General features: G+C 59.3%; 17 protein-coding genes. 9 read left to right on the forward strand and 8 right to left on the reverse strand.

Features of this window, described 5'->3' with window-relative positions; genetic code table 11:
• Window positions 1-503: 503 nt before the first annotated feature.
• A complete protein-coding gene (locus X756_RS159115) occupies window positions 504-1,133 on the forward strand; it encodes a hypothetical protein (protein ID WP_023728885.1) in 630 nt (209 codons plus the stop codon).
• A gap of 85 nt (window positions 1,134-1,218) precedes the next feature.
• Here X756_RS159115 and X756_RS159110 read toward each other — a convergent pair whose 3' ends face one another.
• Window positions 1,219-3,084: a site-specific integrase gene (locus tag X756_RS159110; protein WP_245264449.1), complete on the reverse strand. Its 1,866-nt coding sequence runs from the start codon at window positions 3,082-3,084 to the stop codon at window positions 1,219-1,221.
• 327 nt (window positions 3,085-3,411) lie between these two features.
• Between X756_RS159110 and X756_RS159105 the strand changes: the two genes are divergently transcribed.
• Together X756_RS159105 and X756_RS159100 are read left to right on the forward strand one after the other, a co-directional pair.
• Window positions 3,412-4,752, forward strand: coding sequence for a site-specific integrase (locus X756_RS159105; RefSeq protein WP_023728887.1), 1,341 nt, complete (start codon window positions 3,412-3,414; stop codon window positions 4,750-4,752).
• 290 nt (window positions 4,753-5,042) lie between these two features.
• Window positions 5,043-5,537, forward strand: coding sequence for a hypothetical protein (locus X756_RS159100; RefSeq protein ID WP_156941329.1), 495 nt, complete (start codon window positions 5,043-5,045; stop codon window positions 5,535-5,537).
• Window positions 5,538-5,692: 155 nt separating this feature from the next.
• On the opposite strand, the gene X756_RS159095 is transcribed toward X756_RS159100, so the two are convergent.
• Window positions 5,693-6,628 (reverse strand): XRE family transcriptional regulator, encoded by a 936-nt coding sequence (locus tag X756_RS159095; RefSeq protein ID WP_023728889.1) that lies wholly within the window; start codon window positions 6,626-6,628, stop codon window positions 5,693-5,695.
• A 225-nt stretch (window positions 6,629-6,853) separates the two neighbouring features.
• On the opposite strand from X756_RS159095, the gene X756_RS1000000169275 reads away from it, so the two are divergent.
• Both X756_RS1000000169275 and X756_RS159085 read left to right on the forward strand, forming a co-directional pair.
• Window positions 6,854-6,997 (forward strand): hypothetical protein, encoded by a 144-nt coding sequence (locus X756_RS1000000169275; protein WP_198019992.1) that lies wholly within the window; start codon window positions 6,854-6,856, stop codon window positions 6,995-6,997.
• Between the two features lie 716 nt (window positions 6,998-7,713).
• Complete coding sequence (locus X756_RS159085; protein WP_198019993.1) at window positions 7,714-8,088, forward strand: hypothetical protein; 375 nt, start codon at window positions 7,714-7,716, stop codon at window positions 8,086-8,088.
• Here the strand turns inward: X756_RS159085 and X756_RS159080 are convergent.
• The 5 genes from X756_RS159080 to X756_RS159065 all read right to left on the reverse strand — a co-directional run bounded on the left by X756_RS159080 (window position 8,083) and on the right by X756_RS159065 (window position 16,821).
• A complete protein-coding gene (locus X756_RS159080) occupies window positions 8,083-11,730 on the reverse strand; it encodes a P-loop NTPase fold protein (protein WP_031237843.1) in 3,648 nt (1,215 codons plus the stop codon). The two genes, X756_RS159085 and X756_RS159080, sit on opposite strands and share 6 nt — an antisense overlap.
• A 261-nt stretch (window positions 11,731-11,991) precedes the next feature.
• On the reverse strand, window positions 11,992-13,605 hold the full coding sequence (locus X756_RS159075) for a hypothetical protein (protein ID WP_156941330.1): 1,614 nt from the start codon (window positions 13,603-13,605) through the stop codon (window positions 11,992-11,994).
• 257 nt (window positions 13,606-13,862) lie between these two features.
• The gene (locus X756_RS1000000166545) at window positions 13,863-15,293 is read right to left on the reverse strand and encodes an SUMF1/EgtB/PvdO family nonheme iron enzyme (protein ID WP_023728894.1); all 1,431 of its coding nucleotides are present in this window, start codon (window positions 15,291-15,293) and stop codon (window positions 13,863-13,865) included.
• A complete protein-coding gene (locus X756_RS159070) occupies window positions 15,266-16,420 on the reverse strand; it encodes a hypothetical protein (protein ID WP_156941331.1) in 1,155 nt (384 codons plus the stop codon). The genes X756_RS1000000166545 and X756_RS159070 overlap by 28 nt, the downstream gene beginning before the upstream one ends.
• Window positions 16,417-16,821, reverse strand: a complete 405-nt coding sequence (locus X756_RS159065) for a hypothetical protein (RefSeq protein WP_156941332.1) — start codon at window positions 16,819-16,821, stop codon at window positions 16,417-16,419. Before X756_RS159065 ends, X756_RS159070 begins: the two co-directional genes overlap by 4 nt.
• A 691-nt stretch (window positions 16,822-17,512) precedes the next feature.
• Between X756_RS159065 and X756_RS159060 the strand changes: the two genes are divergently transcribed.
• From X756_RS159060 to X756_RS1000000168620, 4 genes are all read left to right on the forward strand, one after another.
• Complete coding sequence (locus X756_RS159060; RefSeq protein WP_023728897.1) at window positions 17,513-18,439, forward strand: DUF3616 domain-containing protein; 927 nt, start codon at window positions 17,513-17,515, stop codon at window positions 18,437-18,439.
• Window positions 18,440-18,689: 250 nt separating this feature from the next.
• Entirely contained in the window at window positions 18,690-20,123 is a 1,434-nt protein-coding gene (locus tag X756_RS01000000165195) for a M6 family metalloprotease domain-containing protein (protein ID WP_245264450.1), read from the forward strand.
• 112 nt (window positions 20,124-20,235) lie between these two features.
• Window positions 20,236-21,210, forward strand: a complete 975-nt coding sequence (locus X756_RS159055) for an endonuclease/exonuclease/phosphatase family protein (RefSeq protein ID WP_023728899.1) — start codon at window positions 20,236-20,238, stop codon at window positions 21,208-21,210.
• 158 nt (window positions 21,211-21,368) lie between these two features.
• Window positions 21,369-23,984 (forward strand): trypsin-like peptidase domain-containing protein, encoded by a 2,616-nt coding sequence (locus tag X756_RS1000000168620; RefSeq protein ID WP_023728900.1) that lies wholly within the window; start codon window positions 21,369-21,371, stop codon window positions 23,982-23,984.
• Window positions 23,985-24,414: 430 nt separating this feature from the next.
• On the opposite strand, the gene X756_RS159050 is transcribed toward X756_RS1000000168620, so the two are convergent.
• Entirely contained in the window at window positions 24,415-25,338 is a 924-nt protein-coding gene (locus X756_RS159050) for an SGNH/GDSL hydrolase family protein (protein WP_023728902.1), read from the reverse strand.
• Window positions 25,339-25,466: the final 128 nt, after the last annotated feature.

The following is a 25,466-nucleotide window of genomic DNA, read 5'->3' on the forward strand; positions in this document are numbered from 1 at the left end:
ACCCCTTCGCCGCCACCACGCCACCGCTGAGCCAACCCCTTGGGCCGACCAGTCACCCGCCACCCGGCTAGTCCCTAACCCTGCCCTGCCACCAAGTCTCCGGGGGTGAGGGAGGAGAAGGGGACAGACCTATAAGACCACCCCCGCCCAGCCCTAAGCCCTTTGAAGCAGGCAGGGGGCAGAAGGCAGACCACATCATTGCCCCCTCTTCGGGCAGCCTCATGACCGGATAGGCCCAGAGCCCCGCTTGAGAGATATCATCCGTTGCTCTCTGCCCGGTGGCTCACCCTCAGGGTTGCCCTACCCACTCTTCAGCCGCCCTCAAGGTCACCCGCCCGGCCCGGGCCACAGCCACCCACCATCACCCGAGACACGCGCATTGCAGTCCCCCCGAGAGGCCAGCCGCCTCGCTCGGAAGGGCAGCCCTATGCGCCTCACCAGATGCCGAACCCCGGCTAACCCTGGCCCGCCAAATGGGCCACCAACCACAAGGTCGAACCCTAATGCGTCCATACCCAGCCACCACCCCCGAAGCCATCAAAGGCCTCGTCGCCTACCACGATCAAGCCGTCAGGCACCTAGTAGACCCTGGAGCCCCCGAGGCGGACCCCAAGCGCCTCCTCGAAGGCCTGCCGCAAGGTTCTATCTCAACCGCTCACCTTACCACCATCGGAAGCAGGACCGTCATCGCTGTCACCATCACGGACCGCAACGAGCGCTTTATGGAACCCGAAGCGTTCGCCGCTCTCCGGGTTGTAACCCTATTCGAGGGCGGGGCAGCCATTATCGACAAGAACAAGAAGGACGGTGATGAGAGGAGGGACTATCTGAAGGTCTTTCGGATCACCTTCATGCGGCTTCTAGCGGATGCGCAGCGGGCTGAGACGGTCGAGCAAATTGGCGATCACCATTCCCTCATGGCAGCCAACCTCTCCGTTGTCGCAGGCCAGCAAGTGAACCTTAAGGGCCGCCGCGAAGCCTTGGCGAAAGCGTTGGATGCCCACGAAAAGAACGCTGCCAAATGGGGTCTATCTAAGCAGCTTCCCCGTGAGGCGTACCAAGCGCTGGTTCGCGGGAGCTTCCGGCTCTTCGACATCAAGCACGGCCATTCGTTCCTGAGGCCCCTGCGCTAAGCGGGATAGGCCCATCCTGATGTCTCCTTAAGGGACAGGGGCGGGGGAGAGGAAGTTAGAAGGGGTTCGGCTCCTCTCTCTCGTCTCACTCTTTGGCGGCCTTGCGCTGCCTTACCGCACGGCTCCCGCGCCGAGACCATTTAGGCAAGGCCCGAACTGCCTGAGGGGCCATGATGCTCCCCATAGCGTCGGCGAGCGCCTTGAGCCCCAAGCCGCCTCCATACCCTCGCCCGACACCGCCCCCGCCGACATGGCCCGTAAGGGCGTCATGGGTCTCCTCAAGCACCCCAGCGTCCCGCGCCATCCGTTTGAAGCTGTGGCGGAACGAATGGAACACGAGGTTGCTATCTGTCACCCCGGCTTCAATGCGGAGGAAGCGGCCAAACCACTTGGACCATGCTGTCGATCTGTAGAATGGGTCTGCGGACTTGATGTCTGGCCAGAGGCTGGCCTCGTCGCCCCCCTTAGGCTTCCCATCAAGCAAGCTTTGCCGGTAGCTCAGAAGCCCCAGCCTTTCCAACTCGGGGTGAACCGGGACGTAGCGCCTAGAGCTAGCCGTCTTGATCGCCCTGCCGCCCTCGGTGCCGATGTCGAATAGCCAGATGCCTGTCTCAGCGTCCTGCCTGAGGTCCTTGATGCGAAGCTGAGCGATCTCGTTAAGCCGGGCCCCTGAGAGGAGGGCGATGAGGGGAAACCAGTAAGCAGCATCACCACCGCCACCCTCAGGCCGCTTCCCTGCCGCGTAGACCCCTGTCCCGAATATGGCCTTAAGGTTCCCCTCAGCGAACGGTGCCCGCCTGCCATCCTCTCCTCGCCGGTCTACTGTGAGGGCGAGGCCCTTAAAGGGATTGGTGAAGCCCGGCACCGCATCGACCAACCCCTCCTTCTCCGCCGCGCTTATGATCGCTGAGAGCAGGTTGAGATACTTGTTCACGCTGGCTGCATGCACAGGCTCATGCGCCCTAAGGTCCCCGGCAAGCAACTCCCTAAGTGGCAAGGCCCTCTGCTTGTCCGTCATCCTCGTAGGCATCTTGGCGAGCGCATTGCGGAAGTCTCGGGCCTTCTCCTTCCCGATATCCCCTAGCCTAAGGTCGCCATGCCACTGGGTGAAGTAGCGCACCGCCCGCTCTGCCTCACGCAGGGTATGGGGTGAGGACTGCTTTCCTCCCCTCGCTGGGCTGCCCTTCTGCCACAGGTCATAAGCCTCCGACAGGAGCGGCCCCTTGCCGGCGCTAGGCTGTGGCGTAGGGATGTCATCGCCTGCCTGCCTTCTCCCCATCATCTCATAGGCCTTTACGTGCCCCTTGAGCACCGCAAGGCCAGCATCACGGTAGAAGGGGGAGGAGGGGTCTATCGGAAGCTGACGTGCCTTCAGGTAGGTGTGAAGCTCTCCCCTGACGATCTCGGGGTTACGTCGCGCCAGTGCTTCGCGATACTCCCGTAGGAGGTCGGCGATGTGCTCCCCGAGGGCTTCAAGGTGCCCCTCTGCCATCCCCTTCTTGCCGAAGCGGGGGTCTGTGAGGTCAGGCCAAGCGGCCCTCTCCTCAGGGGTCTGCTCGTGCCGCCTAGGGTCGCCCTCTTCGCGCTCCTCTTCGTCGGCCTCAAGCAAGGCGGTGATGGTGTCCGCCTCAATCTGTTCGGGTGATGGGGTGCCGGGGTGGCCTGCCCCTTCGTCCAGCGCCCCGCCGTTCATGAGACGCAACGCTAAGGCGAGGAGGTCAGTGACCCGCACCGCCTCTCTCAGGTCGAGCCGCTTGGCCAGCTTGTGGTCTGCCGTCTTTAGGGAAACGGTAAGCTCCCGCTTGAAGAGGCCGGTGGCGGGATTGACCAACTCACCTAGCCGCGAGCGGAGATGTGGGGGCACAGGCTTGGCGGCAAGCTCTAGGGGGAGCCGCTTGCGAAACTCGTAGATGCCTGAAGACCGCCGCTGCATGTAGCTCAAAGCCGCCATGATGAACCGCCCAAGTGGGACCCCTTTGTGTACAAGGCGGCTTTGTCTAAGGTCCTGAAACCTTATACCTTTTGGCTTTTCAATGCGCTAGGGAGAAACTGGCGCACCCGACAGGATTCGAACCTGTGACCTCTGCCTTCGGAGGAAATTTTTGGGGCTTTCCTCAACGTTTCTCTTTGTACGCCGCAGCACTCTATCCACTTGATTCAACGCATTTATTTTGACCTTCGCGCCGAATTGGGTAGGCTGCGACAGGTCGAGATTTTCTCCCGCCTGCTTCCGTGGTGCTTCCGCGGAAGCAGGCGAGAGGTGCAGGAAGGGCACTCCATGGCCAGACTGATAAAGCGCGTTGTCGATGCCGCGGAAGTACGCGATGCGGACTATTTCATATGGGATGACGAGTTGCCGGGGTTCGGACTACGCATGTTTCGGTCTGGCAAACGAAGCTACCTCGTCCAGTACCGCGCCGCCGGCCGTACCCGCCGCTATACGATTGGGCTTCACGGCGTGTGGACACCCGAAACCGCTCGCCGTGAAGCGCGCATACTCCTCGGAAGAATCGCCCAAGGCGAAAACCCGTCTGAGGAACGGCGCCTCGATCACCAGGCGATTACAGTCAAGGAACTTTGTGAGCAATATCTTGAAGATGCTGACAAGGGCTTGATTCTGGGCAAGGGCCGTAGACCGAAAAAGGTTTCGACGTTGACGATCGACAAGAGCCGGATCCGCCGTCACATCATCCCACTTCTGGGCACCCGTCGCGTTAAGGACATCGCTTCAACCGACGTCAATCGCTTCGTCCGGGACGTCACGGCGGGACGGACCAAGGCCAATGTGAAGACGAAGGCACGAGGTCGCGCGATTGTTCGTGGGGGGCCCGGAACAGCCGCTCGTGCGGTAGGTTTGCTCGGTGGCATTTTCACCTACGCGATAGAGCAGGGGATCATCGAGAAAAATCCAGCTCACGGCGTGCGGAAGCAAGCTGATCGCGCCAAGGATCGCCGTCTGACAGAGCAGGAGTATCGAGAACTCGGGGCGATTCTACGGAAGGCACGGGAGAATGACGCTTTGGGAACCCCTCTCGCCGTCATCCGGTTCCTTGCTCTAACGGGCTGCCGGCGGAGCGAGATAGTGAGCCTGAAGTGGACCGAGGTCGATGTTGAAAACAGCTGTCTTCGCTTCGAGGATAGCAAGGAAGGCGCCTCAGTAAGGCCAGTCGGGCTGCCGATTCTGGACATGACGGACGATCTAAGCATGGATGACCAGGACACCTTCGTCTTTCCGGGCACGGTCGAGGGCAAGCCGCTGGTTGGCTTCCCTAAATATTGGAAAAAGATTCTCAAGGGGACGACACTTGAGGACATAACGCCCCACGTGCTCCGCCACAGTTTCGCTAGCCTCGCCAACGATCTCGGTTTCACAGAAGCTACCGTTGCGGCTCTACTCGGTCATTCGCGTGGCACGGTGACCAGCAGGTACATCCATACCGTTGATACCGCGCTGATCATGGCGGCTGACACGATCGCGGGGTACATTGATGGACTTCTGGACGGAATGCGCTTCACGCGAACATCGTACGCCCTCGACCGAGGGGCAAGAATGATCGCCCTCTCGCGTCTGTTTTCTGAGGCCGTGGTTGACGAGGACGCCGAAGCGCTTGCTGCGTAACCAGGTGTCGTCTTCGCCAGGTAGCAATCCAGTTTACGTTGTCGATCGAGAAGTACTGAGCTTCAAAAGAGCGTGTGCCCGCCGACCCGCTCCGTGCCTGGTCAGGAGTTCCAGTCTCTGAACGGACCATCTTGCCCATCGCCCTGTCCCCGACGGGACAATGCGTCCGTTGCCGCGGGGAGTCTACAGCAGCCGTATGCTTGGCCTTGCACGCGCCTCAGGAGGCTTCTGGACTTGCTTATGCAGTTCAACAAGCGCCTAATATATTGGCCAAAGGGGGGATGCGCGTCATGATCAAAGAGATCATCGCAGCTTTACTAGAGACAGACTGGAGTAGGGCCTTTTTTCGGGGTGCATTTCAAATCCTGACGGTTCTCGTCATCTTGGCGATAGCGCTCCTTGTAATAGTGGGGGGTATTCGCGCCTACTCTGGTGCACCAATAGAATTCTGGGTTCTGAAGATAGGCGGTGCAACTACGAAAACACCGGACATACATAAGGTTGCGTTTGTGTCCAGAGCTGTCGTATTTCTTTGGGAGACCGACGATGCGTGCGTCGATGACATGAAAGCTGCAATCGGCGATGTAACGGGTACCAGGCCTCTACAAAACGGCACTCTCGTGTGGGCAGATACCGCAAATGGACGCCTTTTGGCAGGTTGCGCCGGCCAAGATTGGGCCGGCCATACCTTTGGTGAGGTCTTCGCATTCGGCAATGACAACAAAGAGATCAACCAAGCAGTAGACAAGGTGATGGGAGTGATGCCTCGGATGGCAAATCCGTGAGACTGCTGGTTGTTGCAGTCGTTCTTCCGCGATTGAGGACCGGCGGCCATTTGAGAGGCAACTTTGAGAAAGACGGCTAGCGAGCCGTCCGGCAGCGCCCGGTGAAGGGATTTTACGGCGGCTCAAAGCCCTGCCCCCGCGCCATATGGCTATCTTCAGCCTGGGATTAGTTTGATCTGCTTGCCGGTGTACTCGCGCCAAAGGCCGAGCCGCTTGATCCGGTATTCTACCAGTTCGGAGGACGTTCCGAACTTCCTGGCTATTTGGGCGGACGACAGGTTCTGGGACACGGCTTCGACGATCGCGGCTTTTGGCAGCAGGGATGCGGAGGCGAGATAGTAAGCATCGTGCTCTTCGGTCGCGTCGTAGGTTCGGCCAAAGGCCTCAGCCACTCTGCTAATCTTGGTCAGCTTGTGCCCCAGCAGGATGTGCCAATACTCTTCGAGCACGGTGACACGCTGGCGCTCCAATGTGTGGCTATCGTTCAGAAGAACGGCCCACCGGTCATTCGCTAAATCCAGCGGCACGCTCATCGCTGACCATTCGCCGCTAGCACTACCCCGCAGTTGCTTGACGCTTCGCGCGTCGATGCAATTATTCTTGGACAGCGGGACGATGGCGATATCCTCAACCTCAAGGCGAAGGCTATCGAGGGGCGCATCTTTGTCCAAGCCGAGGTCCACGCGGAACCGCTCTGCAGTCTCCTCGAGTTCCTCCTTCGAGAGCGCTACGGCCTCGTGGGTCGCAATGTCGCCTTCATCACTCGCGGTGCTTGCGCTTCCCAATGATTGGCGAAGGCAGTCGGCAGCCTGCAGAAGCATTCGAACGGTGCCAGACTGAACGTTTCGCCCGGCGCGAAAATGGACGAACGCCACGTTATCGAAGCCGAGGCCGGCCTCGTCTGCATAAGGGCCGAGCCATTGGAGCAGTCGAATCTTGGAATTGTTATCTGGTTGACCCTCTCCCCGTTCGATTCGGGCAAGCGTGGAAAAGCTCACTCCCACGGCAGTTGAGAGGGCGCGAATGCTCAGCCCTTCGGCCTCGCGCTTCTTCTTTACGGCTTGGATCAGTTTTTCTTCGAAGGAAAGCATCTTGCCTGTGCGAATGACACACCTTGACACGACAGCGCGGATTGGCGCAGCCTGTGCAGGTGACACAGACTCGCACATCACCGATTCCAAGGGAAGTCGCTTTGGCGCCGGAGACCGAATCTTTGTTGCGGCAGATCGGCGCGGCCCTGAACACGCACGGGTCACTCCGGGTGCACACCGATGGTGTGATCTCCGTTGATCACGAAACGAAAAAGGAAAGTGCAGATGAACGAGAAAGAGAGAGAAGACCCGCAGCCCGACCACGGCAAAGGACCGCCCGACGGCAAAGGGCGCCCGGTGGATCACGGCCGTCCAGTCCCGCATCACGGGTCGGCCGCGACCTTCAGCAAGCCTACGAAAGCCAATTGAGACCCGCCGGTGAGGCGTATCCGACATTGGCGACATACCCCGACAAAAACGGCCTGTGGCTTCTCGTCAAAAGCTCGATCCTCCCGGGCTTGACGCGGGAAGCCACTTTTCTTGTAGCGCTACCCTATCATCCAGGGCCTGGCCCCCGAACGTGGGGATTCTGGACCGAGACCGGCAATCCGCCGAGATGGATCGGTCCCCGCCACACCAATTTCCAGGATGGTACAGTTTGCGCCTTCGCGCCCAACGACGGGGCATGGACCGAGGGCGGCGATCTCACGACACTGCTCGACCTCTATACAGTATGGGCAGCGCGGCAATTGTTTCTTGAGACCTTCGGATTGTGGCCTGGCAAGCAGTATGCCCTGATTGGGAGCCCGCTTGCCCTGCAAGTCCACTATCGCCTCAGTGAGTGCAGAGACGATGAACTATGCGGCTGCGGCTCGGAAACGTTGCGATACGCGGATTGTTGCAAACCCGGGGACCTGAGGTGGAACCGCCTGCAACTCATCGAACATTTCATGCAGGCTATTCCAGGAGGCTTTGCCAGTCGCAAACCACCTGCCCAGGTCGTAAACTTTATAGACGGGAGTGCGTCTCTCCCCTCGATGGTGGACGTCCACCTGCCAATGACTGCATCCTAGGGAGCTCCCCTGGGCGCGCATGCCTCCCAATCAGATCACATCATCCCATGCAATCTTTCAATTGCGCGCAAAATGCTCGAGAAGGCTCTGCCTTTGGCACAGATCGGTGACCGGCTGCCCCGGTGTTCTCGGATGAAGTCAGCCGCCGCGTGCTATGCCGACGACCGCGTCAAGACCGACAAGATCCGCGCGCTGTTGCCCGAGGGCCATCTGCGGACGGAGGTCGCGGAGTTCGTTGATGTCGAGCGCGGCATCGTTGTCGTACTCAAGTCGAGGCCGATCCCCAAGGTTCGCGCATGCATCGCCATCCGAAGCAGACCAGGCCATCTCGGGCCAAGTGGCTTCAGCGAATGGAGCAGTCCGCCCGTTCGCCGACGCTATGGCGAAACCAGCCGCGATGGCCGAGCTGGTCTGGCAGCGACGCGCGCACGGCCTCTTGTCCTATGAACTCTCGAAACTGTAGCGACGCGCAATTTCCCCGTAGTGCTTGAGGTCCACCGCCAAATCCAGGTCTCGGGGTTCGCTGTTCGACAGTGCGGCAAGTGCTCCGAGCAAGAGGGCGGAGTTCTGCGCGGAGATCTCGGCTTCCGCCAGTCGTCCCGACAGGTCGGCAAGGTCAACTTGGCTTGTCGACCGACCGAGGGCTGCTGACCAGATATGACGCAGGCCAGGAGAGCCAGTGACGATCGCGAGCTGGGTCATAAGGGAGCGATAGCCGCCAGCTTCCAGCCGGGCGACTTCCGCGGCGTCCAGGCTCGCCTTGATGACGCGGTAGGTGTTGAGGAACCGAAGGGCACGTCTTGGCGTTCGACCAGTGAAGGGAGCGACTGTCTCGATGTAGGCGATCTCATTGCTGGTCAGCGCCAGGGCCATCGCCGCGGCCTCGGTGGACGCGGAAGTGTCGGTCGTACGGTTCTGTCCGACAACTGTGACTGGTTCCTGCACCTCAGCCGTGGCGGGTTTGTCGGGCGGCGCAGCATCGGGTGATGGCGTTTGCCCTTCCTCGGGGCGGTCTTTTGGAGCAGCATCTTGCTCAGGCGACACCGCCGGTGCTACCGCGGTTTCGTCGGGCGAAGGGGCTGCGAGCGACGACAACAATGCCTGACTGCCCGCTGGCGACATGCCGCGCACCCAATAGGGCACCTGAAAGATTTTCTCGAGGTAATCACCGGCTGTGGCGCCTTCGCCCTCGTTGCTGGCGAGAAGCTTTGTGTAGTGCGACTCGAGCGATTTGCTGACCCAGCGAGAGTCGACTGCCACCACCACTACGAACAGTGGGAACGAGAGCAACAGGTGAACGGCCTGCAGGACCTGCACGACCTTCTTGGGCGGGCAGCGGTCAAGGTCGTCGATGTAGAGAACGATCCGTTCGAAGTGATCTGGAGACGGGGTGGTCGGGATCTCGGCGGATCGCGTCAGCGCGTCTTGCTCTTCTGGAGTTAGCAGTCCTCCCTCCTGGCCGCTCGCAACTAGTGCTTTCACACGGATATCGTACGCCAAGACTTGCTGGATGGCTTCCTCTCGCATCGTGCGGTCGGCGGCGGCCATCAATGCGGACAGCTCGGTGAAGTCTTTGCGGATTGTCGCGATCAGGCCCAGGTGCTTCGCATAAAGCCCGTCGCCTGCGCGGTCCCGCACGAAGCGGAGGAGGCGACTGTTGCCGGTTTCGCCCTCGTATTCCCTAGCGATTTCAGCCAATTGATCCGATGTGGCGGCTAGCACGGCCTTGGACTCGGATAGCTCAGCCATCAGCTTGGCGAGCTGCTCCTCGGCCTGCTTGACCTCCAGTGTCGGTTTTTTCAGTTCTTTCTCAATAGCGATGTCCAAGGCTTCGCGGTTTTTGTCGATCACCGTTGTTGCTTTTCGCACGCCGTGGGCGATGAAGCGCACGGCGCCCGCGATCGCGACCAACGCCGCGGAAGCCTGCGCAATGATCGGATGCACCGCGCCAAATATCCCCTCGGTGCCGGTCCGGGCGAGAATCCACGCTCCAATCGCGCCTGCAAGCGGTGGAACGACGACGACCGCCAGGAAAGCGAGGGTAAGGAACGGCCAGCCGAGGAGGCGTGCACGGGTAGCCTTCGCGACCAGCTGAGCTCGCTTCGCCTCGTCACCTAATGAATCCAGGGCGCTCTTCAACGCCTCACCGTCGTCCCTCAACTGATCGAGGCCAAGCGTTGCCGCTGCCTTCTTGAGTTCGCCGTTTCTGGCGATCGCGTTCGCAAAACTTTCTCCAACGACCTTCCAGAACAGGCGTGGTGTTGCCGCAAACCGCCCGCGTTGCACCAGCAGCTCTCGCTCAGCTGACGCTACCCGTTCCGAAGCCAGCTTTTGTTGGCGCCGTTGCGACATCAGACGCTCGGCCGAGTCGAGCGTCAGCTCGCGCGCCGTCGCCAGCTTGTCCAGGAGGGTGGATTTGGTGTCGCCGCCGCCAGGGCTTTTAGCCCGAAGCCAGGCATCGAGCTCGCCGAAGATGCTGTCGACGAGGCTCGCCCACAGGTTGGTTTCGGCGTAGTGCCAAGCGTTGAAACGAATCTGGACGATCTGCCGGTGAAAACCGTTTCCCTTACCCGCGCGATCGGACGTCTGGTTGGCCAAGGCAGCGACGTGGCGGTGAATAAGCCGCATGAAAAACGTCTTACCTGAACCCCAGTCGCCAAAGACGCCAAAGGCTAGGGGGGGCAAGATCTGTCGGGCAGCTGCTACCCGGGCGAAGGCACGCGCCTCGTCTTCCACGTTGAGCTTATCGTCTAGCGTATCGCCCTCGGTGCTGTCATTGCGGAGGTTGGCGAAGATGATGCCTGCTGCCGCAAGCGAAGCGGTGGCCTCGATACCTTCAGGCAGTTCAACTCCAAAAGCGGAGTACCATTGCTGCATCCGGGGCCTGTCCAGCGTTTGGATCTGCTCGAGCAGCGCGCCCGGCAGATCGGAGAGGCTGACGGAACCTAGGCCAAGCCGCTCTTCNCGCTCTTCGAGCTTGGTGCTTCGCTTCAGCAGGAGAGCAACGATGATCGCGTCCAACCGGAGCGTGCCGGATCGGCCGAAAATTTCTGCCATAGACAAGGCGCGACGCAGGATATCGGTGACATTGTCCGTCGCTTCGATCCGTTCGTCGTCCGACTGGACTGCATCTGACTGGGTGGTGGAGAAAGACGCCTCGACGTCGCCGATGCCACGGAACGGACCTGTCCGCGCGAGCCGCGCCAATGCTGTCGCGCCCGCCAATTCCGCAGTTTCGCTTTCGCTCCGCGCCAGCCTCAACGCGGAAGCGAACAGCCTGCTGCTGCTGATCTCCACGAAATCTCCACCGGATTGGTTCATTCGCGCGGCAAGATCAAGCGCCCCTCTCGCGAGGTGGGTCGCGGCATTGATGCCCTTTTCCTGGAGGAAACGGTCAAGTCGAGACACATCGCCCGAGGTCGTTTGCTCCAGCCCATCGCCTGAGGTCGTGTGCTCCAGACCGAAGATGGGCGCCAGCGCTTCCATCCAGTTTGCGCGGGTTTCGTTGGGTTGTGGCGACGTCATGATCCGATCGACAAGCGTTCGTGCCAGGTCCGTGATATCACTGGCCACAAGTTTGAGCGAGAAGAGCTGCCGAACTTGGTCCACTACAACATCGCGAAGCATCATCGCTCCAAGAAGATGTCTCGCTTCGTATTGGGACGTCTCTATCGTTGTTTGAGCGATGCTTCCCGCCGGCTCAATCAGGCCGTGCACGGAAACGGAAATCTGCACCTCGTAGCCAGTGCCAAGCGCCGCAAAGATCGCATCCTGATTGCCAAGTTGGGCAATAACCATCTCGGACACCTGCCCTTGGCCGGTTCGGCGCTGCAGCCAGTCTACAAACCACGAAGCCGTGTTCCCATATCGTATCGAGTCTCGATCTTCCTGTCCGGCGGCGAGCAGGCCGATGAACAGTGCGCGGATGTCGAAGACCAGCTGACGCGCCTCATCATCGACCTTGATGTAGCGAACGCCGCGTTCGATCGTGGTCTTGAGGGTCGGTGATCGCGCTCGGTCGAGGCCAAGCTTTTCTGCTATGCGCTCCGCGAGCTCGCCCCATCTGGGCGCTTCGAACTGACTGGCCAAGCTTCCCCCTTGCCTGCTTTGCAGCAACCGTGATGTTCAACCCCAACTTATATTCGAGGTCTGTGCTGAGGGAAACAGGATTACTGTCATTCAAAGAAGCGCGATACGCCGTACATGGGTATTTTAATGAGTGGCGAGACCTGAATGTTTTGCGAGTAGCGAGCAACGAACACGAACGACAGTCGGCAGACATGATCGGCCAACTCGGGTGCGTCACCGGGCTCTGCGCCGAATAGCAGACTCGGACTTTGCCTGGCCCGTCTAACTGGTCGGAACGTCTGGAAGGGTCGCACTCTTAGCTCTAGCGTAGTCGGCAGTGATCTTCCAAATCAACATCGACTCCCTAGTTGACCATCCTCCGAAAACTAGAGACGCAACCCCGACAGCCGGTACGATCCACATCGATTGGTCGGGGCGCATAGTAATGTATCCGGTGACACAAACTGCTATCGGGAAGAGAACATACCCCACTATGGAAAACGCGCGTGCCAGTGCGCCATTGTCCAACAAGCTCCACGGTACATTTGGGGGCGCTGGCGCGTCAGATATGCGCTGGCGAAACTGTCGCAGGTACAAGAAAAAGTACACCTGCAATCCGACAACAATCGTGGCGCCCCATCCGCGCAAGAAACTGTTCGGGATTTTGATCCCGAGGATTTCCGAACTGCCAGTATCAAGGCCGCGAAGAGTCGATGCCATCTCGCGCACAGTTGAATAGTTCACCTTCAGAAATGACTTGCCTGCGGATGCGACAGTCGGAAACCGCTGGTCGAAATCCACCAAGAAATCCACCGGCTCGCCCCCGATGTCAGAAACAGACAGGCGCTCAAGCCGCTCTTTTACTGGCAGGCTAAGGTCGAGTTCGTAGATGGGCAGATAGCCGTAGTTCCCAGCCGTCGGCTCGGGATAAACCAGATGCTCATCCACACTCATTGGAGTGGCTGCGACTGTGATCTCGTTTTTGTAGATCGGAACGTATTCCTTTCCGTCGTAGTACAGTGTGAATTGATATATAGCAGGGTCGCCGTAGGAGAACTTGCCGGATCCAGCCAGCAGAATGACTCCATTTCCTACCTTCGTCGTCGGATCATCCGGTTTTGTGACAAGGCGAAAGAATCCTTTGCCCAGTTGAGTATAGTGAATCCCGCCGTTTGCGACTTCGTCGTCACGATGATAGTAAAAATCTGAGCGAATGACGCGCATGTTGATTGACGCGCTCCCAAAGTCCTGCGGTCCCGCTATAGAGCGCACCTCAAATCCCGCCCGCATCAAACTCCAAAATTCCTTAAACTCTTCCAGGGTTCTTGGCGCTCGAAAACTCGGATAGCGGGCCGTGACTTGCTTACCTTTGACGTTTGAATTCTCCTCAATTGTGTAGAAGAGCTCGCCGTCGGCATAATGCGAGGTAGCTTGACCATCGAGTTCTTGCTTAGGTAAGCGGATGGTCACCGGACGGGTTACATTCTCGGTGCTAATCGGAACTGTGCCTATTATTTGCTTTACACCGACGCCGCCAACGATAAGCGATTTCCACATAGCTTGAACATCGGAGGCTTGCGACCATTCCTTCTCGTGGTCAGAGTCGATTGGAATCTCAAGTTGCGCGAATTCCGGATTGTCAACTAGTGCATATCCGTCAGTGCGCAAGGCGTATTTGGACGGATCCATCTGCGTCGCAAACGAGGAGAGAACGGTGTCGGGTGAGCGCTGAACCAACGCGGAGTAGTTTGAAATCTCTCCGATTTCTCTGATCAAATCGTCGTAGAACGAATCGGATTTGATGAGCTGAAGTGAGCCGACAATCGCAGTTCCTACCAGCAACGTCGTTCCGACGTTTCTAGCGTACTCGGCGAAGCTGTCGATCGAAGAGTCCATCGCCCTCTGGGCCTGCTTTTCTTTCGTTAAACCAACGATCCGCGCACGTACAGCACATTTCGCCCCGGAGGCGGTCATTTCGGATCTGACCCAAAGGCTGCCGGGACCGTAATGCGCCTCATATCAGCCGTTGAGGTAAGCTTGCCTCTGCCCAGAAGCGGACGCTTCGCTGGAACTAGCCGGACCAGCAATGCGCCCCAAAGCTCACATCCGCCTTAGTGTTGAACCTCCAGGTCGGCGCTAGTCGCCACCGACGCCTAATGCAGATCTCTTGCGACACGGAATCCTACGCTCTGAGATGCGTCCTCCGCGTTGATGTACGTTCTCGCGAATGAGCGGAGGCTGAGGGGCGGGTCCATGTAGGAGCCTCCCCTTACTACTCGTTGAGAGCAACCGTCTGCCTGAACCGCAGAACCCTCGTCCGGTGCGCCAGAGTAGTCTGGCTGCCAGCAGTCGGATACGATCTCCGAAACGTTTCCGGCCATGTCGGCTAAGCCAAAAGTGTTCGACGGGTATCGTGCAACGGGCGCCGCAGCCTTGGTCTTCGACCCATCAGTGTCACCGCCACACCCCCAACAAACGGCCGGCAAGGGCGCCGTCATATCGTCGCCCCAAATAAAAGCTGTAGTAGTGCCTGCTCGAGCAGCGTACTCCCACTCTGCCTCTGTGAGGAGCCGGTACTTAGCTCCCGTCTTACTGCTGAGCCAGTTCGTGTATGCGACTGCGTTCTTGTGGGAAATGAATTCGACTGGCGTCCTTGTGTAAGGATCAACCGTGTAACCGATATTCTTGGGGCATCCCTTCTCCCTCACGCATCGAAGCCACTGAGGGCCGGTGACTTCGACCTGTCCGACAGCAAAATCGTAACTAATAGTAACTCTGTGAGCAGGCATGAACGATGGGTCGGGAAAATCGACTCCCGAATTCGCGCCCATATCGAAGCTTCCCGGCGTCAGCACCACCATATCGGGGCAGTCTTCGCAGTCCGAGAAAACCGTGCGCGGCTTGCGAGCTTTCGCGCTTCTGAGGTCCCAAGGCAGATTCAAATTGTCCCGGGAGAAAGCGTTCTCGATTGTCTCAATAGTTGCCGCGCCAGTGTTTGACCCGAACGCATTAAAGATGATGCCGACGACTCCAGAGGTCCCGAAAAGCGGGCCACCCGAGTTTCCCTCGACCGCGCCAAGGCCTTGAGCAACGATAGTGCCGTCAAGGGCGAACTTGGCGAACGCCCCGGGGATGACGCTCGCTGTAATATCGTCTGTCACGGCCCCCACGATCCAGAGCCGCTCGCCCCTCCTAAGATCTGCAGAGTTTCCCACGATATTAGTCTGAAGGGCAAAACCGGCTGGCTCTTTGGCTTGGATTACGGCGAGATCAAAACCATCGAACGCAACGTCAAGAACGGCGGCTTGGATGGTTGAATTTGATGCTGCGAACTTCACCATTACCGGGCTGCGGGCATTGCCATTGTCGTCGCGCACGACGTGGGCCGCTGTCACGATGGTCGCCAGACCACCTCGACTTGCGACGACTAGCCCAAAACCATTGGACCCGGCACCATTGCTGATGGCAACCGTGTCAGCCTCGAGTGCCCCCGTGACGTCCTGCGCGTGGACGGTGGTTATCGCCAGCAGCCAGAATAGAAGGCTAGCGAGCGCAACTACGCTGCGGGTTTTCGTCTCAGCCATCGCACTACTCCCCATAGAATGCCCCAGAGGGCGCCGAACGCCGTCACGAAGAAAGGCAGGCCGTCAGGTCGGAAAAGATAAGCAAGGAGGGTGGGCATTCTGTCCTTGCCCTCGAAGCGGCCGGCCTTCACACCGGCCGCCCGTCCGGCAAGGGCAACTTTCACGCATGCTTTCGTTTGCACAATCCCGGCCGTCCCGACGAACTTGTCAAGCAAAAGGTGATCGTAGCGGGCCAGTGGGATGCTTTGGCCGACCTCGAGAAACTTCAGCGACCCTGACGAAATGGAGGACTCGAATAGCGGCACAGGATCGGCGGCGGCGGAAGCGAGGCGATCGAAGGAAAGGCTCGTCACCGGCCCTGAAAGAATTGGCAGCAAGTCGGCATATGGGCCAACGATGTAAAGCGGCGCCCCAGATTTCTGATGAATTGTCAGCGTGGAGGGGTCATCGGCTGCGTCAGCTGCAATCAGAGGACTGCCGGCCGCTGCATGAGCATTCCCAGTCGTCGTAATAGTTAGGTCGGTTGATCTTTGCCACGCAAAGCCGAGTTCCACCTGTGTGTTGTCGGGGCAGGAAATCGATATCGTGTCGCCACCTACAAGCTGTGGAAGCGATATGTTGATCCCGGGGGCACTTACGTCGATTTCCGGCACTGCAGCTGCTACAGAGATTGACGGGTCGAATCCTCGAAAGTCGATCCCGGACGCGCCTCGGATCACGACGGCGCCCTTTGTCGCAAGAGACAGGTTGCTGCCGGGAGCCCATGTTCCACCCGAGACGGCAAGTACGTCAGACGTATCAATCGTGCCCCGGATCTCAGCTTCCGCAAGTCGTGAATTGCTAAGCCACCACAGCAGCGCTACGCACACGGCCGCAGTCGCAAAAGTCCACCAGAAATCGACAGCCCACGGCTTAGGTGCGGCGTCGATCACGTCTTGCAGCCCGTTGATGACTTGAATGTCTTTGTCTAGCGACGGTGGCGAAGTCGCGCCATCCAGCGTTGCAACAAGCCTCGCCAGTTTCTCGCTGCGTGCGCGCTTCAGTGCCGTGTTTTGCTCGGCCATGCCGGCTTTAGCCGTCGCGTTGCCCCGCGCCATTCGAAACCAATCTGTCTGCGGGTCTTTCATCGAACCAGATGAATCCCGATTGATGTGGCGACTGGAGAATTCGATGGCGTTCCAGCGATTTCTATAAATTGGCGGCCAACAGGTAGGGCGGAGAGATTGAGATCAATCACCTCGCCTGCCTGCGCCTTCTTCTTGGTGAGATTCCAAGCGACAAATACACCGGATGCGTCGTCGGGCCGCCATCTCATCTTCAAGTTTAGCACTGTCGCCGTTGTTCGCACTCTGAACTGGATGTCGCTGGTGGACGCGTTTGCGCCCGCTAACGCGACAAAGACCTGAGTGCCGTAGCTGTCGATGAAGTGGCCGAGAAGGCCAATTTGTGACCGAGGACCGTTCTGTTGTAGAACCACGTCATTAAGGGGCCAAACGAGCTTGTCGCCTGGCGCTACAGAGGCCGACATCAAGTAGAACTCGGAAGCCGAGATCGACCTTGCCACAATTGTAAGTTCGCTTTGGACCGGGACGTCCGGCGATAATTGAATTTCCGACACGTTCTGCGGAGGAATTGCGGGCAATCCTTTCGTGAACGAGACTAGGTCGAATAGCCGTCCAGCGATCGGTGCCTTGAAGAAACCCTCACAGCGAGTGGAGTTTCCGCTCCCTCGAGGGCCAAATGGTATTGGAGGAGATGGTGCGATCGACGGGCTGCAGTTCGCCGCAGCGTAGCTAGACTCGCCAGCGACCAAACTAAAACACGATGCGGCAAACGTGACGATTGATACCCGACGTAGTCCCATCGACAGTCTCCACTTCTACTGCATCCCAGCAGGCTGCGAACTTTAGCACGTGACTATCTATTTTGTGCAAGCTTGGCGCTGGACGCCGGAAGATTTCACGGTGTTTTCACGGCCACGATCCCCTTTCCTGATCTAGGATCGCTGACATCTCGTTGGAGCCGATTTCTTGGCCGCCAGGCAAAGAAGGCAAAGTTGCTCGAACGATCGAGCTTCTCGTCAGGGAGGTGACGTCGATACGCGCCTGCGACCATCACTTGGACCGCGTCGCCAAATGGTGCTGAGACGCCTACGTGTGCTGATCGAGATCGGGGTCGTCTAGCCGGCTTATTCGACAGGCGGCAGCAAGGAGGTAGCTATGGACAAGCGCGTCAGCATCGGCATCGCGATCGTCTTTTGCGGAGCGGCGGCCGCATCGGCGGATTCGACCGCCACGCCGCAGCGGTACAGTGGCATCTGCGAGGCGTCCGCCGGTGCATTTATCGATGCAAAGAGGTTCGCGGTCGCAAGCGACGAGTCGAACGTGATCAGGATCTACGAGCGGGGATCGCCCACCATCGCGGCGTCCGTGGACCTGAGGGCGTTCACGGGTCACGAGAAGTCAGATCTCGAAGGCGCCACGGTGAGAGGCGACGTCGTCTATTGGAGCGCCTCTCAGTCAAAAAGCTCAGGCGGCAAAGACAAAAAGAGAAAGGTGATCTTCGCAACCCGAATTGTGCAGGGCGATGACGGCACGACGCTCGAGCCAACAGGAGTCGTGCGCGAGGATTTGAAGCCGCAGTTGGTCAAGCTGTCGGGGTCATCCGACGACAGCATCAATGTCGAGGGGCTTGCCGTCACGCCAGATGGAGGCTTGCTGTTCGGCTTCCGTAATCTCGTCGATGACAAGGCGGTGATTGTGAAGCTGAAAAACGCCGATCAAGTGCTCGCCGCCAAGACCAATCAGGCTGCATTCGGCGAGACGGCGATGCTCGACCTGGGCGGGCGCGGCATTCGCAGTCTCGAAAGGGTCGGGGACCGCTATTTGATTGTCGCCGGCAAGCCGGGTGACGCGGCAACCGTTGGCTACGCGCTCTACTGGTGGGATGGGGTGCCGGGGCACAAGGCGACGGCCTGGGAGACACAACCGGACTTCTCCGGCGTTGATCCCGAAGTTGCCATGGTGCTCCAGGACGGCACCGCGCTCCAGATTGTCAGCGACGACGGAGACCGCTGTCCGGAAGTCGAGGAGGAGGATCCGCCCTCCGATCACCGCGGCTTCTCCAGCTTGGACGTTCCACTCTGAAAGGGGAAGGAGAACCCGCAATTCCACAATGGAGCGGTTTATCAATGAAGCGGTCGAGAGGCTCAGCGTCTCTATCAGGGACTACTCGTCAACAAGGGTTGGAGATATATCAATGCGGTACTCGCTCAAATCATGGTCAAAGACGGGCTGCACGAAATGCATGTGCCAGGTCCCGCCGTCGCCTGGTCTGTTAGCTCAGCTTCGGGCCCGGTATCTTGCGCTCAGGGCAGACAATCGGCTGCCCGCTGAAATGACATTTGAGCAATATTACAGTGTATGGCGTTCAAGCCGGCGCGGCAGTCGCTATGTCGGGCTTGATGACGGCGCGGTAACGACCGGCCCCGCCGATCCGAACGCCGAACTCATCGATCGGCCCCCTCGACAGCTCAGAGGCGAGGTTCGGACCCTCGTATTGCTCGTCGACTTCCCCGATCGACCTCACGCAGCCGATCGCAGCCCGAGTTTCTTCGAACAGATGCTCTTTAGCCAATCGATCTTCCCGACCGGTAGCATGCGCGACTACTTTCGCTCGATCAGCGGTTGGGACAACGCCGGGCACGGCATCGATGTGACGGGCGCCGTCCAGGGATGGTTTCGCCTGCCAAATCCCCTGAGCTTCTATGCCGACGACAGTTCCGGCATGGACGGCACGTTTCCCCGGAACGCGCAGGGGATGGCGCGCGATGCTGTTCAAGCGGCCAAGGATGCAGGTGTCGACTTCTCGGGCTACGATGTTTTCGGCGAAAACACCGTGACGGCACTCTTCGTCATTCATGCTGGTGGAGGAGCCGAGACTACCGGTGACCGCAACGAAATCTGGAGCCACAAATGGGTTATTCCGGGGGGCGGCGTCGCGCTTGAGGCCGGCCTAAGGGCAACAACCTACCTGACTGTCCCCGAGGATTGCCGGGTTGGTGTTTGTGCCCACGAATGGGGGCATCTGGCGGCGCGTTGGGCTGATTACTACGACACAGGCCGATCAGCCAATTTCCGGTCGAACGGGCTTGGAGACTATTGCCTGATGGCATCGGGATCATGGGGCGATGGCGGACTCACACCCAGCCTCCCGAACGGCATGCTTCGCATGTTCCATGGCTGGATCAATCCGCTTGTCGTGCAGCAAGACCGAGCCGACATCCGTTTGAAACCGGCGGCGGAAGGTGGCGATGTCGTGGTCATCAACAATCCTGCCACCATGACCCAGGATCAATACATCGTAGTGGAATATCGGCGCCGCCGGCGTCAGGACGCGTTCCTGCCGGACGAGGGTATTGCCGTCTACGTCGTTGATGAAGCGATCGCCAACGTCAATGACGAACGGCATCTTGCGATCGAGTTGATCCAGGCTGACAACCAGCGTCAGCTCGCGCAGATGTTTGGCGGCGGAAATCGTGGCGATGCAAACGACCTTTACCCGTATGCGAACGACCAAGGATTCATCAACCGCACGCTGGGAGAGACGACACAGCCGCCGCTCAACTTGCCGGACAACCGCTGGACCGGTGTTACCATTCAGGTACGCGGGAATGCGGGCGACCCTGAGATAGCAATTGATGTCGCCTTTGCGAGTCCGGCGGGCTTGGTCGCGTCGGCTGTCAACGAGCCAGTTGAATTGAGCCTCGCCCAACCAGCCCGAAAGGCGGCAAGACGGCAACTCAAACAAATGGCAAGGGCTCGGGTCTAGAAGGCGGCTGGACTCCCATGGGGCCAATCATAGCGACGGGCGCGCACAAACCGACAAGGATAGGTGAGCGTGCTTTTCGATAGCTGCCTGCGAAATAAATCAGGAGGGTTCAATGCCAAGATTGCTTGTTGCAGCCATAATCTCGTCGCTTGTTTCGATCTCGCAAGCTGCGGACCTTACCGTGGCCACTTTCAACACCGAGTCTGATGCTGATACGCAACCGGCGAAGGTTGCGGCTTCAATCGCAGAGATTGGCTCATTTGACATTCTCGCTCTCCAGGAGGTCGAGAGCACACAGGCGCTCAAAGCATATGCTGACGCGGCAGTCGCATCCCAGGGCGGGAGATGGCGCTATGTGATCAGCGAGAGCGGCTTCAACTCGAGCCGCGAACCGGACTTCCTCGGCATAGTTTATCGGACGGACAAGTTTCGGCAGCTCAAGACCACCGAGATACACTTGATACGGTCGCGTCCTGATGGCTCGGCCTATGGCGAACCTGACTGGTCGCTGCGCGGAGCGCTTCTCCTTCGGCTTCAGGACATCAATTCTGAAGCAGAGTTCCAAATTGCGACGCTCCACCTCAAATGCTGCAATGAGCCGGGAGTACGTGCTCACCAGGCGGCGCTGCTCGCCGCGGAGATCGTTCAAGGTGGCGAGGTTCCGACAATCCTGCTTGGAGATACCAACATTCCAATTGAGCCTGGCGCGGATGGTGCAGACGGGGCAAACCGCGAGGCGTTCAACAACCTGACTTCGAGCTCCGGGCTCGTATGGCTCAAGCCGCGCAATCCGATCAAGACGCAATGCGACCCCAACTTCAATTCAATGCTCGACCAAGTATACGCGCCGACCTCCCTTGCGGCCGCGGCGACAGCGGAGATCAAATTCGCCGAGGCATCATACTGTGACAAGGACGCCCAAGGTTTCTCCGATCATCGACCGATCGTGGCGGTGTTCACCGATGCGCTGCAGGGAGCGGGGCCAGAGCTGGCCTCGGAAGCCGCTGCCAGCTCTGAAGCCGCTGCCGAAGAGGCGGAGTACCGAATCCAGAAGGTCGATCGGCCGGGTGATGCAGTCGGTCGCTAGGCGACGGGCGAAACAGGTCATTGGAACTCGGCCGGAACTCAAACCTGACGCCATTTCAAATAAAGGTAATGCGATGATACTTTGACGGCGTGTACATCACTACCGTTGTTGGTCGACTATAGATTAAACGTACTCTCAGTTCTGACCACGGGAACCAGATGGCGGATTCAGCGCAAGAGGCAAATCTTTCGTTCGAGCAGCAGATGGTGGTGGAACGCCCCGACACCGGCCCAGGGCCCAAGAGCGCGGCGGACTGGGGCATCAAGGACCTGGCCATCCTGCCCGGCGATGTCCAGAAGACCCGGCGTCTTCGCGGCCCCAAGTTCGAAGGCCTGCCACCCGAAGCAAGCACCATGTTCGAGGATCTGTCCGTCACCCTGGAACAGGTTGTCGGTTCAAACGATCTGCGCCCGGCTTGGTGGCTGGAAGAGGGAGCGGCTCGCTCGCGCGCCGTCTGCAAGATCGAGGCCTCTGGCATGGATTACAAAGGGCGCCCTGGCACCTGGAGCGGGTCCGGCTTTCTGGTCGCGCGGGGAATACTGTGCACCAATCATCACGTCCTCAACAGCAAGGAAGTCGCGGCCCGCAGTCGGGCGCTCTTCGATTTCGCGGCCCTTCCCGATGGGAATGTACGTCAGGTCTCGACCTTCCGCCTGCGTCCCGATCTCCTGTTCTGGACCAGCCCCGTCGTCGCCGCCGGCGGCAAGGGCGGTCTCGATGTCACCTTCGTCGCCGTCGAAGGCGAACCCGGCTCGAGCTTCGGCAGCGTCCCGCTACTGCGCCAGGCCTTTGTGGTTGCTGACGAAGACAAGCTGAATGTCATCCAGCACCCGAACGGACGCCTCAAGGAGGTCGCCATCCGAAACAACAAGGTGGTGTTCCAAAACACCCAGGTCATCCACTACGAGTCGGATACCGAGGCGGGCAGTTCGGGCGCACCGGTGATGAATGACGGTTGGGAACTTGTCGCGCTTCACCATGCGGCGAAAGACAAGTCGAACGAAGGCATCAAGTTCTCCGCGATCGCCGCTGCCCTGGAACTGGAGGCGCAAACCGGTAACGCGGATGCGGCCCGGCTTTTCGAACTTTTCACCGGCACGGACGAACTGATCGGCTTCTTCGGCACGCTCGGTCGCGCGGTTGTCCAGAATGACAGCGGCATGGAACGGGTCGTCGATGCTTACAAAGGGGAGGACCAGGACCTCGATATCGGCTTCTGGAACATAGAATGGTTCAACAAGCGCTGGCAGGACAAGCTCGATCCTGTCGCGCGCGTCATCGTCGAAATGAACCTCGACGTCTGGGTGTTCGTGGAATCGAGCCTCGAGGCGACCGAGGCCTTGGCCCGGCACCTGGAGACCGATTATCAGACCAAGCCATGGGGTGTGCTAGCCAGCCAGGACGCGGCGTCGGAGCGGCAGATCACGACGGTGATGTGGAACCAGAGCACAGTTGGGGTGGGGGCGAAAACCTGGCCCGAAAAGATCGAGCGCTGGTTCCAAGTCGACAACCGCCAGTTCGCTGATCTCGGCCTCGAGGCGGTCCACGGCAAGGTGTTCGACCGCTATCCGGCGCTCTACGAAGTGACGACCAAGATCCGCGGGATGGATTCGACGTTCAACCTCGTCCCCATTCATCTGAAGGCCAAGGACGAGGGCAGCTATGGCGGCGCGCCTGCTCGCCGAAGCTGTCGCCGAACTCGCTCAGGACCCCGGCTTCGACAACGACTGGATCATCGGCGGCGACGCCAACGCGACTTTGGCGTCCGGAGACCTCGACGCGCTGACCTCCGCCGGCCTGACCGCGCTCACCGCGCAGACGCTTCGGACAAGCAGATCACCTACGTCAAGGCGCCTTTCAAGTCGCTGATCGACCATGTCTTTATCTCGCCCAATCTCGTGCCGGACGGCCGCGATTTCATGATTGTCGCACTCGACCGAACCATCGACCGTTTCCTGGAAGTGTCCGACCACCGCCCGATCCTCTTGCGCCTGGCCATGACGGGGACGGTGGACGCCGCGCCGTCCGCTGGGCAGCCATTGAGCGAAGACGAGGTGCGGCGCCTGTCACGCGGACTACGACGGCGCAACGCGCCGGTGGCCGTGTCCCTGACGCTGGCGGACGCGCGTGCACGGCTTGCCGACAGGAGCACCTATTACGACGCGGCGGCCGACGTGGTCGTCCGCGAGGCCTATTGGAGTGGGATTTCGGCCGGTGCGGCCGGCTTCACCCAGGCAGTGGCCGGGACGCTGAAACAAACCCATACCACGCCCTTGACCTACGAGCCTTCAAAACACGTCTATCCCTGGGTCGATGTCCGCCCGAACGGAATGGTACAGAGCATCTATTCCGGCTTCGAAGCCACGCCTGAATTTTTCATCCAGTCCGACGCCGAAGTGGAGCGGCTGCGAACCCAAGCGCGCGAGGCGCTTCTGGAGCGCGGCGTGCTGGAATCCACAGAGATGGAGGCGATGCTGGAGGCGCAGTTCCAGTACAATTGCGAGCATGTCGTCCCGCAAAGCTGGTTCGGCAAGAAGGAGCGATGCGCGGCGACCTTCACCACCTCTTCTCGTGCGAGCCGCGCTGCAACAGCTTCCGCTCCAACCACCCGCTGGTCCAGCACGAGTTCGAAAGAACGATGCTGGATTGCGGGCGGGTCGAAGACGATGCCTTTGAGCCCAAAGGTGGGAAGGGCGCTGTCGCGCGGGCGACGCTCTATTTCATGCTCCGCCATTCCGGTTATGTCGGCAGGCGCTATGCCGGCCAACGGTTGAAAACGCTTTTGGCCTGGCATGAGCAATATGCCCCCGACGAGTGGGAAAGACATCGCAACGCGGCGACATACGTGCTTCAAGGCAACCGCAATCCCCTGGTATATTTCCCTGAATGGGCCTTGCGCCTGCAGTTCGAAGGCTGACGAAATCGATCGTGTTGGGGGACACGCGCTTGGCAAGCTTGCTGGACAACTCTCCGGGACCGGACAACGAATACGCTCGGTCACCGCCTGCGCCTTGGGCGCTCGCCTGCACACCTCCCTCATGGACGGCAACTCGCTTTTGGCGGCGGCCGCAACAGGTTCGCGCCTGAACAGCAATGAAAGAAACGCCTCCAAGTCTTTCAACCTGGTGGCAGGAGGTTGGCCGGAATGTAGGTGTGGAAGAGCGGCATGTGGTCCTCCGCTCAAGGCGTTTGTACTGGAAACCGTCAGATGACGGCGGCAAATTTTTTTGTAACTGCTTCGAATCCCTTCTTTGTGGGGTGCAACTCGTTTGCCCACCAGGTCTTGTACGAAGTGCCTGTCGAAAGCGTGTTACGCAAACTCAGAAATTTAACATGTCCGAAAGGGGCCTTGCCGGCGAGGCCAGCGAGCATCGTATCGAAACGATCAATAAGCTTGACACAGATTTGCTTTCTCTCGCTCATCACCGCATATCCCTTGCGGCGAAAGCCAGGCTCAAGCCAAGGACCCGGAAACGGGCCCCAGCCACCGAAGAACCCGCGACCGTCAGGTACTGGATAGTCATAGCCGTGGACTACAATGGGGATGGGATGGCCAAGGTGCGCAATGCAGATTTCGGTGACCGCACTCAGGATAGTTATGTACGCTTGGCGCGCGCGCTGATCGATAACGCCGGTAACGATCGACTCGTTGAGGCCAGGGGTGCTTGATGTCGCGTGGTTAAGCAGAATTGCGAACTCGTCTCCCGCCACGTCATTGCCACCTGCTGACAGGAGAATCGCTCGCGGTTCAACGCCCGTCCGAAGTACCTTTTCGACCCGCCTTGAAAAGGCGTCGAGTTGTCCATCTGAATAAGCCATGCCCTCGACCGTGTCGCCGCGGTGAGCTACCGACTCTACATCGAACCCGTAGCTATCCTCAAGTTCGCTCAGGATATCGTGAAACGGATAGTTGAACCACGAATCCCCCTCGGCGATCAGGACACCCGCGCTGGCATGCGTGACCGGGGCCTCGGTGAGCACACCTTTTGCGGTCGGTTGGATATTCAGTCTTGCCGCTGCCAGCACGCGCTGTCGCTTTCCGATCGCTTGGGCGCGACGTTTGAGAGTTGCTTCAGCAAGTGCCTTTCCAACAGCTATCGCCTTGGAAATGTCTTGTGTCTTCGCCATTGATGTTCCCCTTCGAATTATTTGCCGATCAAGTACAACCGGCAAGATGATCAGCGACAACTTCGAGATAAGATATACGCCAAGCGCTCATGGATGGGCGTCTTGGCCGCCCAGATGTCCCGAGGTGA

The organism is Mesorhizobium sp. LNJC405B00 (genome assembly GCF_000502615.1).
Lineage (GTDB): Bacteria > Pseudomonadota > Alphaproteobacteria > Rhizobiales > Rhizobiaceae > Mesorhizobium.

What these genes read in the sequence shown, in the direction of transcription:
- X756_RS1000000169275 (WP_198019992.1), top strand. Translation starts at nt 6,854, where the DNA reads ATGAACGAGAAAGAGAGAGAAGACCCGCAGCCCGACCACGGCAAAGGA.
- X756_RS159105 (WP_023728887.1), top strand. Translation starts at nt 3,412, where the DNA reads ATGGCCAGACTGATAAAGCGCGTTGTCGATGCCGCGGAAGTACGCGAT.
- X756_RS159085 (WP_198019993.1), top strand. Translation starts at nt 7,714, where the DNA reads ATGCTCGAGAAGGCTCTGCCTTTGGCACAGATCGGTGACCGGCTGCCC.
- X756_RS1000000168620 (WP_023728900.1), top strand. Translation starts at nt 21,369, where the DNA reads ATGGCGGATTCAGCGCAAGAGGCAAATCTTTCGTTCGAGCAGCAGATG.
- X756_RS159055 (WP_023728899.1), top strand. Translation starts at nt 20,236, where the DNA reads ATGCCAAGATTGCTTGTTGCAGCCATAATCTCGTCGCTTGTTTCGATC.
- X756_RS159065 (WP_156941332.1), bottom strand. Translation starts at nt 16,821, where the DNA reads ATGTCGGCCTCTGTAGCGCCAGGCGACAAGCTCGTTTGGCCCCTTAAT.
- X756_RS01000000165195 (WP_245264450.1), top strand. Translation starts at nt 18,690, where the DNA reads ATGACATTTGAGCAATATTACAGTGTATGGCGTTCAAGCCGGCGCGGC.
- X756_RS159060 (WP_023728897.1), top strand. Translation starts at nt 17,513, where the DNA reads ATGGACAAGCGCGTCAGCATCGGCATCGCGATCGTCTTTTGCGGAGCG.
- X756_RS1000000166545 (WP_023728894.1), bottom strand. Translation starts at nt 15,293, where the DNA reads ATGGCTGAGACGAAAACCCGCAGCGTAGTTGCGCTCGCTAGCCTTCTA.
- X756_RS159100 (WP_156941329.1), top strand. Translation starts at nt 5,043, where the DNA reads ATGATCAAAGAGATCATCGCAGCTTTACTAGAGACAGACTGGAGTAGG.
- X756_RS159115 (WP_023728885.1), top strand. Translation starts at nt 504, where the DNA reads ATGCGTCCATACCCAGCCACCACCCCCGAAGCCATCAAAGGCCTCGTC.
- X756_RS159075 (WP_156941330.1), bottom strand. Translation starts at nt 13,605, where the DNA reads ATGGACTCTTCGATCGACAGCTTCGCCGAGTACGCTAGAAACGTCGGA.
- X756_RS159050 (WP_023728902.1), bottom strand. Translation starts at nt 25,338, where the DNA reads ATGGCGAAGACACAAGACATTTCCAAGGCGATAGCTGTTGGAAAGGCA.
- X756_RS159070 (WP_156941331.1), bottom strand. Translation starts at nt 16,420, where the DNA reads ATGAAAGACCCGCAGACAGATTGGTTTCGAATGGCGCGGGGCAACGCG.
- X756_RS159095 (WP_023728889.1), bottom strand. Translation starts at nt 6,628, where the DNA reads ATGCTTTCCTTCGAAGAAAAACTGATCCAAGCCGTAAAGAAGAAGCGC.
- X756_RS159110 (WP_245264449.1), bottom strand. Translation starts at nt 3,084, where the DNA reads ATGGCGGCTTTGAGCTACATGCAGCGGCGGTCTTCAGGCATCTACGAG.